This is a genomic window from Methylobacterium haplocladii (assembly GCF_007992175.1).
GTDB classification, from domain to species: Bacteria; Pseudomonadota; Alphaproteobacteria; order Rhizobiales; family Beijerinckiaceae; genus Methylobacterium; species Methylobacterium haplocladii.
This window is the reverse complement of record NZ_BJZT01000005.1, coordinates 75,212-89,379: the sequence shown is the minus strand read 5'-3', so window position 1 is coordinate 89,379 and position 14,168 is coordinate 75,212. Positions and strand designations below refer to the sequence as shown.

At 67.7% G+C, this 14,168-nt stretch carries 14 protein-coding genes; 7 read left to right on the top strand and 7 right to left on the bottom strand.

Annotation, left to right across the window (positions count from 1 at the left end; translation table 11 throughout):
- Positions 1–93: 93 nt before the first annotated feature.
- Genes MHA02_RS02535 through MHA02_RS02525 form a run of 3 tightly spaced genes read right to left on the bottom strand, consistent with a single transcriptional unit; the run spans position 94 to position 2,994 of the window.
- Positions 94–453 (bottom strand): lipid-A-disaccharide synthase N-terminal domain-containing protein, encoded by a 360-nt coding sequence (locus tag MHA02_RS02535; protein WP_147076400.1) that lies wholly within the window; start codon positions 451–453, stop codon positions 94–96.
- A gap of 4 nt (positions 454–457) precedes the next feature.
- A complete protein-coding gene (locus tag MHA02_RS02530) occupies positions 458–1,216 on the bottom strand; it encodes a glycosyltransferase family 2 protein (RefSeq protein WP_147076399.1) in 759 nt (252 codons plus the stop codon).
- A complete protein-coding gene (locus MHA02_RS02525; RefSeq protein WP_147076398.1) occupies positions 1,213–2,994 on the bottom strand; it encodes an ArnT family glycosyltransferase in 1,782 nt (593 codons plus the stop codon). The genes MHA02_RS02530 and MHA02_RS02525 overlap by 4 nt, the downstream gene beginning before the upstream one ends.
- Before the next feature lie 315 nt (positions 2,995–3,309).
- On the opposite strand from MHA02_RS02525, the gene MHA02_RS02520 reads away from it, so the two are divergent.
- Both MHA02_RS02520 and MHA02_RS02515 read left to right on the top strand, forming a co-directional pair.
- Positions 3,310–3,501, top strand: a complete 192-nt coding sequence (locus tag MHA02_RS02520) for a hypothetical protein (RefSeq protein ID WP_147076397.1) — start codon at positions 3,310–3,312, stop codon at positions 3,499–3,501.
- A 180-nt stretch (positions 3,502–3,681) separates the two neighbouring features.
- Positions 3,682–5,343: an acyl-CoA synthetase gene (locus MHA02_RS02515; protein ID WP_147076396.1), complete on the top strand. Its 1,662-nt coding sequence runs from the start codon at positions 3,682–3,684 to the stop codon at positions 5,341–5,343.
- A 33-nt stretch (positions 5,344–5,376) separates the two neighbouring features.
- Here MHA02_RS02515 and MHA02_RS02510 read toward each other — a convergent pair whose 3' ends face one another.
- From MHA02_RS02510 to MHA02_RS02500, 3 genes are all read right to left on the bottom strand, one after another.
- The gene (locus tag MHA02_RS02510) at positions 5,377–5,619 is read right to left on the bottom strand and encodes a hypothetical protein (RefSeq protein WP_147076395.1); all 243 of its coding nucleotides are present in this window, start codon (positions 5,617–5,619) and stop codon (positions 5,377–5,379) included.
- Between the two features lie 44 nt (positions 5,620–5,663).
- A complete protein-coding gene (locus MHA02_RS02505) occupies positions 5,664–6,041 on the bottom strand; it encodes a hypothetical protein (protein WP_147076394.1) in 378 nt (125 codons plus the stop codon).
- Between the two features lie 187 nt (positions 6,042–6,228).
- Positions 6,229–6,828: a PAS domain-containing protein gene (locus tag MHA02_RS02500; protein ID WP_147076393.1), complete on the bottom strand. Its 600-nt coding sequence runs from the start codon at positions 6,826–6,828 to the stop codon at positions 6,229–6,231.
- A gap of 508 nt (positions 6,829–7,336) precedes the next feature.
- On the opposite strand from MHA02_RS02500, the gene MHA02_RS02495 reads away from it, so the two are divergent.
- On the top strand, positions 7,337–7,762 hold the full coding sequence (locus MHA02_RS02495) for a winged helix-turn-helix domain-containing protein (protein WP_147076392.1): 426 nt from the start codon (positions 7,337–7,339) through the stop codon (positions 7,760–7,762).
- Here MHA02_RS02495 and acnA read toward each other — a convergent pair.
- On the bottom strand, positions 7,735–10,434 hold the full coding sequence (gene acnA / locus MHA02_RS02490) for an aconitate hydratase AcnA (protein ID WP_147076578.1): 2,700 nt from the start codon (positions 10,432–10,434) through the stop codon (positions 7,735–7,737). The genes MHA02_RS02495 and acnA overlap by 28 nt on opposite strands.
- 540 nt (positions 10,435–10,974) lie before the next feature.
- On the opposite strand from acnA, the gene ccmA reads away from it, so the two are divergent.
- From ccmA to MHA02_RS22425, 4 genes are all read left to right on the top strand, one after another.
- Positions 10,975–11,613 carry a heme ABC exporter ATP-binding protein CcmA gene (gene ccmA / locus MHA02_RS02485; RefSeq protein ID WP_147076391.1) on the top strand — a complete coding sequence of 213 codons (639 nt, stop codon included), beginning with the start codon at positions 10,975–10,977 and terminating at the stop codon, positions 11,611–11,613.
- Entirely contained in the window at positions 11,610–12,278 is a 669-nt protein-coding gene (ccmB, locus tag MHA02_RS02480; RefSeq protein WP_147076390.1) for a heme exporter protein CcmB, read from the top strand. The genes ccmA and ccmB overlap by 4 nt, the downstream gene beginning before the upstream one ends.
- Before the next feature lie 82 nt (positions 12,279–12,360).
- Positions 12,361–12,663: a hypothetical protein gene (locus MHA02_RS02475; protein ID WP_147076389.1), complete on the top strand. Its 303-nt coding sequence runs from the start codon at positions 12,361–12,363 to the stop codon at positions 12,661–12,663.
- A gap of 11 nt (positions 12,664–12,674) precedes the next feature.
- Positions 12,675–14,162: a methyl-accepting chemotaxis protein gene (locus tag MHA02_RS22425; RefSeq protein ID WP_147076388.1), complete on the top strand. Its 1,488-nt coding sequence runs from the start codon at positions 12,675–12,677 to the stop codon at positions 14,160–14,162.
- Positions 14,163–14,168: the final 6 nt, after the last annotated feature.

Below are 14,168 nucleotides of genomic sequence, written 5' to 3'. Positions count from 1 at the left end.
CGATAAACGGCGTATTTTGCTGAGTTGCACGAGCCGACGCGAGACGAGCATGACGACTAGACTAACAATTTTAGGTTGATAACTGCCGCGACTTCAGCGCGGGTCCGTCGAAGCCGCATCGAAGTCGCGCTGAGATCGTCTGCGCCGTTCGCGAAAGATCAGCGAGAGGTTCCGGACGTAGATGCCCGTCGAGAGCCCCTGCCCGATGATGATCACCGGTTCCTTGCGCACGAAGCCGTAGACGAGGGTCATCAGGCCGCCGACGATGGACAGGAACCAGAACGAGAGCGGCATCACGCTGCGGCCCTCTCGTTCGCTGGCGATCCACTGCAGGATGAAGCGCGAGCCGAACACGAGCTGCGCGAGGATGCCGAATACCAACCAGAAGTCGAAACGGGTAACGAAGACCTCGTAGAAATAGGCCGGCAGGTCCTCGGCGAGCTGGATCAGCATGGTGTCACCCGATTCCGTCCGAGGCGGTACTCTCGCTCGCGCGCGGCGCGGGCCGGCGGCGACGGATCAGCCACCAGACCCCGGCCAGATCGAGGAGCCCGACCCAGAGCCGGTCGAACATCCCGTAATTCGAGGTGCCGGTGAAGCGCGGCCGGTCGACGACGTCGCGATGCACGACGGCAAAACCCTCGCGGGTCACCAGCGCCGGCATGAAGCGGTGCAGGGCGTCGAAATAGGGCAGCGCCAGATAGACCTCGCGGCGAAACACCTTGAGGCCGCAGCCGGTGTCGCGTGTGGCGTCCTTCAGGACCCGTCCGCGCACGCCGTTGGCGATGCGGGACTGGAACCGCTTCCAGCCCCCCTTGCGACTCGTGCGCTGGCCCTGCGCGAGCCCGACGCCCGGGCCGCCCTGGTCGAGGGCGGCGAAGAGGGCGGGGATGAAGGCCGGATCGTTCTGGCCGTCGCCGTCGAGCGTCGCGATCACGGGGGCGCGGGCCCGCAGCACGCCGCTGCGCACCGCGCCACTCTGGCCACCGCTGCGGTCATGCCGGACGATCCGCAGCCAGGGCGTCCGGGCCTTCAGAGCCTGGAGCGTGGACAACGTCGCGTCGGTGGAGCCGTCGTCGACATAGATGACCTCGAAGGGGCCAAGTCCGGAGCAGGCCCGGTCGATCTCGGAGACCAGCGCCTCGATGTTGCCGGCCTCGTTCTTCACCGGCACGACCACGCTCAGGCGCAGGGGGGAGATGGAATCCGCGGTCATGGCGCAGGCGCTCCGGCGAGCCCGGTGGCGTAGGCCGAGAGCTCGGTCCGCCGGCCGGTGTTGATGTTGAAGCCCGAGACCACGCCGACGCGCGTGGCATCGAGCCCCGCGGTGGCCGTCGCGAAGTCCTGCGCATAGCGGCTTTCGACGAAGACCAGACGGCAGCCGCCTGCGCGCAGGAAGGCGGCTGCCTCCGCGCCCGTACTCGGCGTGGCCAAATTCGTGCCGATCAGGAACACGAGGCTCGGCTCACGGTAGCCGAGGCTCGCCGTCTGCACCGCCTCGCACGGCAGGCCGTCGCGGATCGCGGCGAGGCGCGGCGACAGCTTGAGGGCGGGCACCTCCGTCTGCGACAGTCCGAAGACCCCGGCCGAGAGGACCGCCCCCGCCCCGACCGCAAGAACCAGCGCGCCCTCGCCGACGCCGCGGGCGAACATCGCCCAGGCGAGGGCCGCCAGGGCACAGGCCGCAAGCAGAAGCGGCAAGCCGAGCCACGGAACCGTTCGGTCGAGCTGCCAGCCGACGCCGATGAGCCCGATCGTGATGCCGAACGGCACGGCCACCACGAGGCCGGCGACCACGGTTTCCCAGCGGCGGCGCGACACCGGAGCTCCGGCCAACGCCAGCACGGTGAGGATCGCAACGGCCGGCATCAGCGGCAGGACGTAGTGCGGCAGCTTGGTCGGCACCGCCTCGAACAGCAGCCAGGCCGGTACGATCCAGGCGAGGAGGAAGGCGACCGCGTCCTCGCGGCGGTTTCGCCAGGCGAACGGAACGCTGAGAACGGCGAAGGCCGCCCCGGGCCAGAAGGTGGCGAAAAACACGCCGAGATAGGCGCCGGGAGGAGCCCAGTGCTTTTCCGCGCCGGTCCCGACCTTCGCCAGCATGTCGTGGCCGACCGCCTCGCCGTAGAAGGCGCCGCCGCTCTTCCAGGCGATGGCCAGGAACCACGGCGCGACGATCGCGAGCGTCAGTACGAAGCCGGGCAGCGGCCGCAGCGCCAGCAGCCAGCGCCAGGATTGTTCGCGGATCGCCAGCACCAGGGCGGCGAGGCCGGCGAACAGCGGCACCATCGGCCCCTTGACCAGGATGCCGAGAGCAACGGCGAGCCAGAAGATCAGAGCGGTGCCGCGTGAGGGCGGAGCGCGTTCGCGCTCCAGCCGCACACGGCCGAGCCAAGCGCGGGCCAGCGCGCCCATCGCCGCCACCGCGCAGGCTGTGAGGAGGGCGTCGGTCTTGGCGAGGCGTGCCTCGGCCGAGAGCATCAGGCAGGCGGTGAAGAGCGCTGCCGCCAGCACCGCACCACGCCGAGGCATGAACGCGAGCGCCGCCCAGTAGGCGATGAGCGAGGCCGCGAGCGCACCGATCAGCGAGGGCAGCCGGTAGAGCGCGATGGTGGTGCGAGCGTTGTCGATCCCGAGCGCCTCGCCCACGGCGACGGTGGCGGCCTGCGCCCAGTAGATGCCCACCGGCTTCTTGTGGCGCGCCTCTCCCTGAAAGCGGATGTCGACGAAGTCGCCCGTCTCCAGCATCTGCTTGGAGGCCTGGGCGAAACGCGGCTCGTCGCGGTCCATCGGCTGCAGCGACACGAAGCCCGGCAGGAAGCAGACGAGGGCGATGACGAGAAGCAGCGCGCAGGCGCGCAGGTGGCCGCGCTCGGCCGAGTCGAGCACGCCGCTGGCCCTTCGCGAGGCCGAAGCGGTGATACCCGTCAGCCTGGCCGAGCCCGTTTGAGAGGGGGGCAGCGGCGCGCCGCCGCTTGCCGTCAGGCTCGCCATGACGGCCCGGAGATCGTGGCTCGGGTCGTGCGGGGCATGCGGGCGTTCCGATCCGGTGACGGGTTCGGCACCGCAAGGCCGCCTGCCGGATGCGGGCACCATCGAGACTGAATGCTTCTCACAAAACTCCCACTGCGCTGCCGTGGCCGGGGTTAAAGACGCCCGAGAACAGGGTTTTTATGAGAGACGTGAACGGGCCGCCGTGTCGATGATCGCCTCCGGAAAGTCAATCACGCCGGTTCCATCAATTGCCCGCAACCGACATATGCGGCGATGCGGTAGCCGAAGCAGGGGGGCAGCCCTATATCCTTCACCATGAGCAACACAGCGAATCCCTACACCCTCGAAATCGCAGCATGCGAGCGCCCGGCTGGACACTTCACCTGGGCGATCCGACGTCATGGCAAGCTCTTCCAGCGGGCCGACCGGCTGCAGACCACGGAAGAAGCTGCCGAGCGCAGCGGTCTCGCCGCAATCGAGAAGCTCTTGAACGGCCACGACCGCTGAGTCCGGGCCTAGGTCTCGCTGGGACCAGAGCGCTCGTTTAGCCGGCTTACGCCGGAACCGACCCGATCCTACGATCACGAAAAGCCTGCAACGCCCATGGCGTCGCGGGCTTTTTCGCGTCCGGCGAATCCGATTGATCGCGCCCCGCGTCCGGCTACTCTCGTCCCGGGAGGACCGACGATGTCCAAGACCAAGCCGAAATCGGCAAAGACCTCCAAGAAATCGATCTACGACCGGGATCTCGACCGGAATCCGGCCAACCACCAGCCGCTGACGCCCCTGACCTATCTCGACCGGGCCGCCCGCACCTTCCCCGAGCACATTGCGGTGATCCACGGGGATCTGCGCCGCGCCTATGGCGATCTCTACGCCCGCTGCCGCCGCCTCGCTTCCGCTCTCGCCAAGCGCGGGGTCGGCCGGGGTGACACCGTGGCGGTGCTGCTCGCCAACACGCCCGAAATGATCGAGTGCCATTACGGCGTGCCGATGACCGGCGCCGTGCTCAATACCCTGAACACCCGGCTCGACGCCGCGGCCATCGGCTTCTGCCTCGACCACGGCGAGGCCAAGGCGCTGATCGTCGACCGCGAATTCGCGATGACGGCCCGTGCCGCTCTCAAGCAGGCGAAGGTGAAGCCATATGTGATCGACGTCGACGATCCCGTCTTCACCGGAGCGGGCGAGCCCCTCGGCAAGATCGCGTACGAGGCGTTTCTGGAGAAGGGCGATCCCGAACACGACTGGGCGATGCCCGCCGACGAGTGGGACGCGATCTCGCTCAACTACACCTCCGGCACCACGGGCGATCCGAAGGGCGTGGTCTATCACCACCGCGGCGCGGCCCTGCTGGCGCTCGGCAACGTCATCACGGCGAACCTCGCGCAGCACGCCGTCTATCTCTGGACGCTGCCGATGTTCCACTGCAACGGCTGGTGCTTTCCCTGGTCGCTCTCGATCGTCGCCGGCACCCATGTCTGCCTGCGCCAGGTCCGGGCGCCGGCGATGTACGCGGCCCTGTCGCAGCATGAGGTCACGCATCTGTCCGGCGCGCCGATCGTGATGTCCACGCTGCTCAACGCCCCCGACGACCAGAAGCAGGCCCTGCCGCACACGGTCCACTTCCTCACCGCCGCCGCGCCGCCGCCCGAGGCCGTACTCGCGGCGATGAACGACGCCGGCTTCGAGGTGACTCATCTCTACGGGCTGACCGAGACCTACGGCCCGGCCGTGGTCAACACCTGGCACGCAGCCTGGAACGACCTTCCCTCCGACGCGCGCGCGGCAAAAAAGGCGCGTCAAGGCGTGCGCTATCCGGTCCTCGAAGGCCTCGACGTGCGCGATCCCGACACGCTCGCCTCGCTGCCGGCCGACGGCGAGAGCATTGGCGAGGTGATGTTCCAGGGCAATGTCGTGATGCGCGGCTACCTCAAGAACCCGAAGGCCACAAAGGCTGCCTTTGCCGGCGGCTGGTTCCGCTCGGGGGATCTCGGGGTGAAGCACCCCGACGGCTACATTCAGCTGAAGGACCGCTCGAAGGACATCATCATCTCCGGCGGCGAGAACATCTCGTCGATCGAGGTGGAGGATACGCTGTTCAAGCACGCGGCCGTCTCGGCCGCCGCCGTGGTCGCCAAGCCTGACGAGAAGTGGGGCGAGACCCCGGTCGCCTTCGTCGAACTCAAGGACGGCAGGCAAGTCTCGGCCGAGGATCTGATCGCTTGGTGCCGCGAACGGCTGGCGCCGTACAAGCTGCCCAGGCAGATCATCTTCGGGGAATTGCCGAAGACCTCGACCGGGAAGGTGCAGAAGTTCGTGCTGCGGGAGCGGGCTCGGGAGGGATGACGGACGAGGCTGCCGACACGAATGTGGACGATGTCAGCATCCGTTGCAGATGCTGCCGCTCACGGCCTTCATCTTGCGGTCCCAGAGGCGCTGGCGCGCCTCGTTCGAGCGCTGGGCCTTGTCGCCCTGCGTCTTGATGGCCTTGAGCTTCTCGGCCTCGGACACGGCCGGCTGGGTCGCCGGCTTCGCGTTCGCGGGTCCGAACGCCGCGGACCCGGCGAGAAGCAGAGAGGCGACGAGCCAAGCCGTCGCGCGCGATCCCGTGGAGCCGCACATGGTCGAACTTCTTCCGATGGAGGACACTGAGGGGTGCGACGACGTCAGAGCGGCAACGCGCTCCGCACCACGATCTCCGCCGTCGGGCTGCCTTCCGGGTCGGCGAGCACTACGGCGACGGAGCGTCCACCGTCGAGAGCGAGCGTCGCGGTGCCGGCTTTGAAGGCCTCGGCGAGCAAACCGGTATCGCCTTCGATCTGGCCGTTGGCGGAGTACATCATGCGATCGACGAAGCTGTCGATCTCGTAGGAGACGGAACCGAGACTGCGGCTCCCCTCACCGATCGACAGGCTGCCGCTCCCGCGAATCGTGCCGAGATGCTTGAGCAGCTGACGCTTGCCGAACGTTGTCATGAAACGGGCTCCGGGCGTGTCGATCGGCACCATGGCGATGCCGCCGGTCTCGCCCAAGACGCCCTGCAAGACGGGCTTGCAGTCCCAGGCGTCTCAAGAAAGGAAAATTATTTGCATTATTTTCCTATTCTCAGATAATGTCGAATAGGCAACATTCAAGGCACCGGGCCAGGCTGACCGCGCGATCGCCGCTTCGATGTCCGGTATTGTCGCGCACTCTGGCGCCGAACCGGTTTCTGGTTCGGCAGAGCGTGCGCTAGTGCCGCTTCGTGCGATCGAGCCGGATGCTCGTGGCCACCATCTTGCCGATCTCCATCAATGCCACGTCGAGGGCGGCGCGCAGCCGAAAGGTGCCGATACCGGTCAGCGTCTCGCGCACGGTCGTGAGATGGTCGGCGGCGGCTTCGAGCGGGTGGTCCACGCCGGCGGTCGGGCGGGTGACGTAGCTGTCCCCGTCCTCCCGTCCCTCGGTGATGTCGATGAGGATGCCGCGGCTGTTCAGCGGCAGCCCCGTCTCACCGAGATAGGTCCGGCCCCGGCTGAGCAGCCAGCGCACCCGGCCGTCGCCGAGCACCACGCGATATTCCGACAGGAACAAGCCACCCACCCGTGTCGCCCGGATCGTCTCCTCGACCAGGGCGCCGAAATCGTCCGGATGGACGCAGGGCATCGCCGCATCGCAGTCCAGTGGGCAGCCGGCCAGGGCCGCATCGCCCGCCAGCAGACCCGCCGCGCCCCGGTCGTAGACCGCGACGTTCCGCACATGATCCCAATCCCATGCGCCGACGACGCCCGATGCGTCGAGCGCTGCCATCAGTGGAAAGGAGGATGTAGCTTCGATCCGGGCAGTCGCCATGCCGATTACGGTCCTCAGATAGGTGCAAGAGCACCGATTATCAGTGAGTTGTCTGGTCTTTTGTCGGGCCGCCCCGAGCGACGTCAAGCGTCCCGATCATGAAATCAGGCTGTCGGGACGAAATTGACGCAGCGTCGGACTTCGTACTGTTGCGCGCGGATCGTCAACGCAGCCGCCATCGCGTTGGTCATCGGCTATAAATATGATAAGTTGGCGATTCAATATTATAAAGTTTGAATTAAAACGAAAAATCGTATGTCATTAATGGAAAGTGACGTATTATAATACAGTCGGTGTTTCCATGAATATTACACGCGGAAGACCGAAGGGATCGAACGGAAACCGTCTGTCCGATTGGTGCACACGCGGAGTGCTATCAAGATCACGCCACCAAGGCTTCACCGTTCGCCCGTCGTTGCGAGCGATCTCGCCGGTTACGGTATGGGCGCCGACCGGATCCACAGCCGTGCTAGGAGTTCGGCCGCGAACATCTCTACCGAGAGACACGATGGCGACCTTGAGCATCCGGATCGACCTCGGACAGGACAACCGGGTTGGGCCAGGCAAGGTGCAGCTGCTCGAGATGATCGCCGAGCACGGCTCGATCTCGGCGGCGGGGCGGGCGCTCGGCATGTCGTATCGCCGGGCCTGGATGCTGGTCGAGGCGATGAACACGGGTTTCGGACAGCCGGTCGTCGAGTCGCAGATCGGCGGCAAGGCCGGCGGCGGTGCCCGGCTGTCGGCGTTCGGGACGGATGTGATCGCGCATTACCGGGCGATCGAGCGTGCCGCCGAAAAGGCCGCCGCGCCGTTTCTCGCTCGCCTCGCACCGCAACGCACCGAAGCTGGTGCGCTCGACCCGGCAGAGGATCCCCGCCCGCCGGACGAGCGAGGATCGAACGCGCCTTACGCTGCCAGCGAGCGCAGCACGTAAGGCAGGATGCCGCCATTCCGGAAGTATTCGAGCTCGTCGAGGGTATCGATCCGGCAGGTCAGCGGGACGTCCTGTTTCGTGCCGTCCGCCGAGGTGATCTCGGCGGTGAGGGTCTGGCGGGGCTTGAGTTCGCCCGAGAGGCCCTTGATCGTGACGGTCTCGTCGCCCTTGAGGCCGAGGCTCGCCCAGGACTGGTCGTCCTTGAACACCAGCGGGACGATGCCCATTCCGACGAGGTTCGAGCGGTGGATGCGCTCGAAGCTCTCGGCGACCACGGCGCGGACGCCGAGCAGCTTCGTGCCCTTGGCCGCCCAGTCGCGGGACGAGCCGGTGCCGTATTCCTTGCCGGCGAAGACGATCAGCGGCGTCGCCTGCTCCGCGTATTTCTGCGCGGCGTCGTAGATGTACATCCGTTCGCCGGAGGGCTGGAACAGCGTCCAGCCGCCCTCGACGACGTTTCCGGCCTCGTCCTTCACCATCTGGTTCTTGATGCGGATGTTGGCGAAGGTGCCGCGCATCATGACCTGATGGTTGCCGCGCCGCGTGCCGTACTGGTTGAAGTCCTGGACCCGGACCTGATGCTCCTGCAGGTATTCTCCGGCGGGCGAGGCCGCGCGGATGTTGCCGGCGGGCGAGATGTGGTCCGTCGTGATCGAGTCGAGAAAGAGTCCGAGGATGCGGGCATCCTCGATGTCGGTGATCGGGTCGGGTGTCTTGGTCATGCCCTCGAAATACGGCGGGTTCTGCACGTAGGTGGAGGTCGAATCCCAGGCGAAGGTCTCGGCCTCGGTGACCTCGACGGCCTTCCAGTTGTCGTCGCCGCCGAACACGTCGGCGTAGCGGCTCTTGAAAAGGGTCGAGGTGATGTTCTTCTCGATGAAGGACTGGATCTCGGCCGAGGACGGCCAGATGTCCTTGAGATAGACCGGCTGCCCGTCGGAACCCTGGCCGAGGGGCTCTGTGGTGATGTCGACCTGCATCGAGCCGGCGAGCGCATAGGCAACGACGAGCGGCGGCGAGGCGAGGTAGTTCGCCCGCACGTCGGGGTTCACGCGGCCCTCGAAGTTGCGGTTGCCCGAGAGCACGGCCGCCGCGACCACGTCGTTGTCGTTGATCGCCTTCGAGATCGCCGACGGCAGCGGACCGGAATTACCGATGCAGGTGGTGCAGCCGAAGCCGACGAGGTTGAACCCGAGGCTGTCGAGGCTCTCCTGCAGGCCGGATTTGTCGAGGTATTCGCCAACCACTTGGCTACCCGGCGCCAGCGAGGTCTTCACCCACGGCTTGACGCTGAGGCCCTTGGCCACCGCGTTGCGGGCGAGAAGCCCCGCGCCGATCATCACCGACGGGTTCGAGGTGTTGGTGCAGGAGGTGATCGCCGCGATCACCACGTCGCCGTGGCCGATGTCGAAGTTCGAGCCCTCGACCTTGTAGCGGCTGGCGATGTCAGCGGCGCGTCTGAACTCGGTCTCCATCGACTGCGCGAAGGCGGGCTTGGCGCCGTCGAGCAGCACCCGGTCCTGTGGACGCTTCGGGCCGGCGAGCGAGGGACGGACCTCGCCCATGTCGAGTTCGAGCGTATCGGTGAAGACCGGGTCGGGCGTCTGCGCGTCGCGCCACATGCCCTGCGCCTTGGCATAGGCCTCGACGAGTTCGATGCGGTCGTCGGCACGGCCGGTGACCGTGAGGAAGTCGATGGTCTTCCGGTCGATCGGGAAGAAGCCGCAGGTGGCGCCGTATTCCGGCGCCATGTTCGAGATCGTGGCGCGGTCGGCCACCGCCATGTCGTCCAGGCCGGGGCCGTAGAATTCCACGAATTTTCCGACGACGCCCTTCTTCCTGAGCATCTGCGTGACGGTGAGCACGAGGTCGGTCGCGGTGGTTCCCTCCGGCAGCTTGCCCGAGAGCTTGAAGCCGACCACTTCCGGAATCAGCATCGACAGCGGCTGGCCGAGCATGGCCGCTTCGGCCTCGATGCCGCCGACGCCCCAGCCGAGCACGGCCAGCCCGTTGACCATGGTGGTGTGCGAATCGGTGCCGACGAGGCTGTCCGGATAAGCCACGTCTGAGCCATCCTCGGATTTCGTCCAGACGGTCTGCGACAGGTATTCGAGGTTCACCTGATGGCAGATGCCGGTGCCGGGCGGCACCACGGAAAAATTGTCGAACGCAGTCTGGCCCCATTTGAGGAATGTGTAGCGCTCGCCGTTGCGCTGGTATTCCAGCGCCACGTTGTCGCCGAGCGCCTTCGGGGTGCCGAATTCGTCGACGATCACCGAATGGTCGATGACGAGATCCACCGGCACCAGCGGATTGATCTTCTGGGGGTCGCCGCCCAGCGCCACCATCGCGTCGCGCATCGCGGCGAGGTCCACGACCGCGGGCACGCCCGTGAAATCCTGCATCAGAACGCGGGAGGGGCGGAAGGCGATCTCGACCTCGGCCTTGCCCTTCTGGTCGAGCCAGCCGACCGCCGCTTCGATGTCGGCCTTCTTCACAGAGCGATCGTCCTCGAAGCGCAGCAGATTCTCGAGGATCACCTTCATCGAGAAGGGCAGCGCGGTGGATGCGGCCAGACCGTTCTTCTCGGCCTCGGGGATCGAATAATAGGTGTAGGTCTTGCCCCCGGCGGTAAGCGTCTGGCGGGCCTTGAAGCTGTCGAGCGATGCCACGGCGATCGGAACCCTTTGCTGGCGGTTGTCGAACACGCGCAGGCATAACCTGCGCCACGAGCGGTGTTCGGCCGGAAACGCTCCAAAGAGCGCGCGCCGCCCCGGGGGTGCCCGGGCAGGGTGGTGCGCGAGGGGCGATTTGAACGCCCTGGAGGTCGCGCGGCGCAGCCTGCGCGCCGTATAGAACAGTTCGAAACTCGCCGCTACCGGGTGGTGGTGACAGGTGGGGGCTGGTGTCGCTTTCGGAGTGACTCGGCCGTACTCTGCGGCCCGCGCAGACCCTAGGCATCGCGCGACCGCCTCTGGCGCTCACGACGATCCTCATGCTGAGGTGTTGCGGAGCAGCCTCGAAGCACGCCGCACGGTCCCCCAGGCGCCCCCGGTGACTTGGAGCACTGTGGCGGGGTACTTCGAGGCCGCTTGCGCGGCACCTCAGCATGAGGATCGTTGTGGGTTCCGGCCTATCACGGCCGGTCGATCCAACTGTCGCATGGACGCAATCGAGCCGGTCGGGCTCGGCAGGGTGGAACAGAAGAGTCCGTGCGGCTGATCGTCGAAAACCTCGCCTGCCGCCGCTCGGGGCGCCGCATCTTCTCGGGTCTCGGCTTCACGCTGGAGGCCGGCGAGGCGTTGACGGTCACCGGGCGCAACGGCGCCGGCAAGTCGAGCCTGCTGGCCATGCTCGCCGGCCGCCTCAAGCCCGATGCGGGCGCGATCCGCGTCGAGGAGACCGGCGAGGCGACGCTGACAGAGTGCCTGCACGTCGTCGGCCACCGCGACGGGTTGAAGGGCGCGTTGACGGCCGAGGAGAATCTGACCTTCGCCCGCGACATTCTCGGTGCGCCGACAGCCTCACCATGTGAAGCGATGGCGGCGATGGGCCTCGCCCATGCCCTGAACCTGCCGGTGGGCTATCTCTCCGCCGGGCAGCGTCGGCGCGTGGCGCTCGCCCGGCTGCTGGTCTGTCGGCGCCCGCTCTGGCTGCTCGACGAGCCGACGGCGGCGCTCGACACGGCCTCGCAGGGCGTGCTGGCCGGCCTGATGGCGCGGCATCGCGCGGAGGGCGGCCTCGTCGTCGCCGCGACCCACATGCCGATCGGCCTCGACCATGCCCGCGAACTCCGCATCGGGCTGCCGGCCGCGACAGAGGATGCGGCCGAGGCGGAGGCCTGGGCATGATCCGTGTGCTGGCGGCGCTGGTGCGGCGCGATCTCGTCCTCGCCTCCCGCGTCGGCGGATCGGGGGCGCTGTCGCTCGTGTTCTTCCTGATGATCGTGGCGCTGGTGCCGTTCGCGCTCGGGCCGGACCTCAACCTGCTCTCGCGAATCGGTCCGGCGATCCTCTGGCTCTCGGCGGTGCTGGCGACGCTGATCGGACTCGACCGGATCTTCCAGGCCGACGAGGAGGACGGCTCCCTCGACCTGATGACAGCCTCTCCTGCCCCACTGGAGCTGGTGGTGCTGGCCAAGGTGCTGGCGCACTGGCTGACCACGGGCCTGCCGCTGGCGCTTGCCTCGCCGCTGTTCGGGCTGCTCGTTGCACTCTCGCCGACCGCCATGGGTGCGACCGCGCTCACGCTGCTGGTCGGCACACCGGCCTTGACCTTCGTCGGCGCCGTCGGTGCGGCCCTCACCGCCTCGATCCGCCGCGGTGGTCTGATCCTGGCGATCGTGGTGCTGCCGCTGATGATCCCGACCCTGATCTTCGGGGTCTCGGCCGTGGACTCCGCACTCGGCGGCACGGTGCCTTTCGTGACGCCGCTGATCATCCTCGGCGCGCTGAGCCTGATCGCCGCCGTGGTCGGCACGCTGGCGGCGGCGGCGGCCCTGCGCTGGTCGGAATGACGGCCCCGGTCGAATACAGTATCCAGCGGCCTTAACGTTAAGTGGTGGTTTAGGGGTTGTCGGCAATCGTCGCCGCGATCCGATGCGTCTCCTCGTTGTCCTCCCCTCGGCGATGCTCAGCGTCGCGCTTCCCTTGCTGCTCCTGGCCTCTCCGCAGGCCGGGCGGCCGGTCCTCGTGATCGCCGCGCCCTGGTTGTCGCCGGCCGAGACGGCTGGCGTGGTCGCGGATGCCGGCGGCGCGCTGCTGCGCGGCACGCCCTTCCCATGGGCCGCCGTGGCGGTCTCCGACGGGGCCGATTTCGCCGCGAAGCTGCGGCGGGCGGGCGCCTGGATCACCCTCGACGCGTCCCGGGTGCCGGGATGTTTGAACGCGGCTCCGGTTTGAGCGAGACCATCATGCAGAGTTCGACCCTCGACAGGCTGCGCGCCACCTCGGGGAAGGCCCTGATCGGCTTCCTCTGGCTCAACCTCGCGATCCTCGTAGCGGCGAACGCCTGGAGGGACGTCTATTCGACCGCGCTGGTCGCCCCGATCGGTCTCGCAATAGTCGTCCCGCCGACGCTGTTCGCGCGGCGCGATCTCACGGGGGCGCCGGCCCGCATCCTGTCGAGCATGGCGCTCGCCGGGCTCGTCGCGATCCTGGTGGCGATCTTCAAGCAGGACGGCACCGGGCGCGCCCTGCAGATCGACCTGCACATGTACTTCTTCGCCTGCCTCGCGGTGGTCGCGGCGTGGCTCGATTGGAAGGCGCTCGTCGCCTATGCCGGCGTCGTAGCCGTGCATCATCTCGGCCTGTCGCTGGCTGTGCCGAGCCTGGTCTTCCCCGATGGCGGCGGCATCGACCGCGTGATGCTCCACGCCGTCATCCTGATCGCGCAGACGACCGTGCTGGTCTGGCTTGTGGTGCGGTTGCAGACGGGCGTTGCCGCAAGCGATGCCCTCCGCCGCAGCGAGACCGACCTCGACGAGGCCGAAACGCTGAAGGCGCAGGCGCTGGACAGCGCCGGGCGCGAGGCCGAGCGCAGCCATGTGCTGCAGGAGCAGGTCCGGGGCTTTCGCGGCTCGGTCGCGCGCGTCGTCGAGACGATCGAGGGAGCGCTCGGCGCCATGGACGACAGCGCCGCGGGCCTCGGCCGCTTCGCCGACCGCACCACGCAGGATGCCGGCCGCGCCACCGACAGCTCGGTCCGGGCCGGCGCGACCATCCGCGAGATCGCCGAGACCTGCCGCAACCTCACCCACGCCGCCGACGAAATCGGCCGCCATCTCGACGAGACCGGCGCAGTGACGCGCGCCGCCACCGACGAGGCCCGCCGCACCGGCGAGACCGTCGGAAAGCTGACCCATTCCGTCGAGCGCATCGGCTCGGTCATCACCACGATCCGCTCGGTGGCCGAACAGACCAATCTGCTCGCGCTGAACGCGACCATCGAAGCCGCCCGGGCGGGCGTGGCCGGACGCGGCTTCGCGGTCGTCGCCGCCGAGGTGAAGAACCTCGCCGGCCAGACGGGCCGCTCCACCGAAGAGATCGCCGCACAGATCCGCGACGTGGAAAGCGCCACCGAGCAGTCGGTCGCCTTCATGCACGCCTTCGCCGGCCGCATCGCCGACATCGAGCGGGCGACGAGCGCGATCGTCGAGGCCGTCGCACGCCAGCGCGACGCGATGGTGAGCATGGATGCGAACGTCCACGCCACCGTGCAGGAGGCCGGTGCGGCCGTGGAGCATGTCGGTGCCGTCTCGCGCGTCCTCGGCACCACCACCGACGTGGCCGGCGAGGTGCAGGCATCGACCGCAGCGGTGCGCGAGCAGGTCGAGGTGCTCCGCAGCGTCACCTCCGACTTCGTCAAGAACCTCGATGCCGCGGCCGTGCGGAGCGTCTGACGGCGA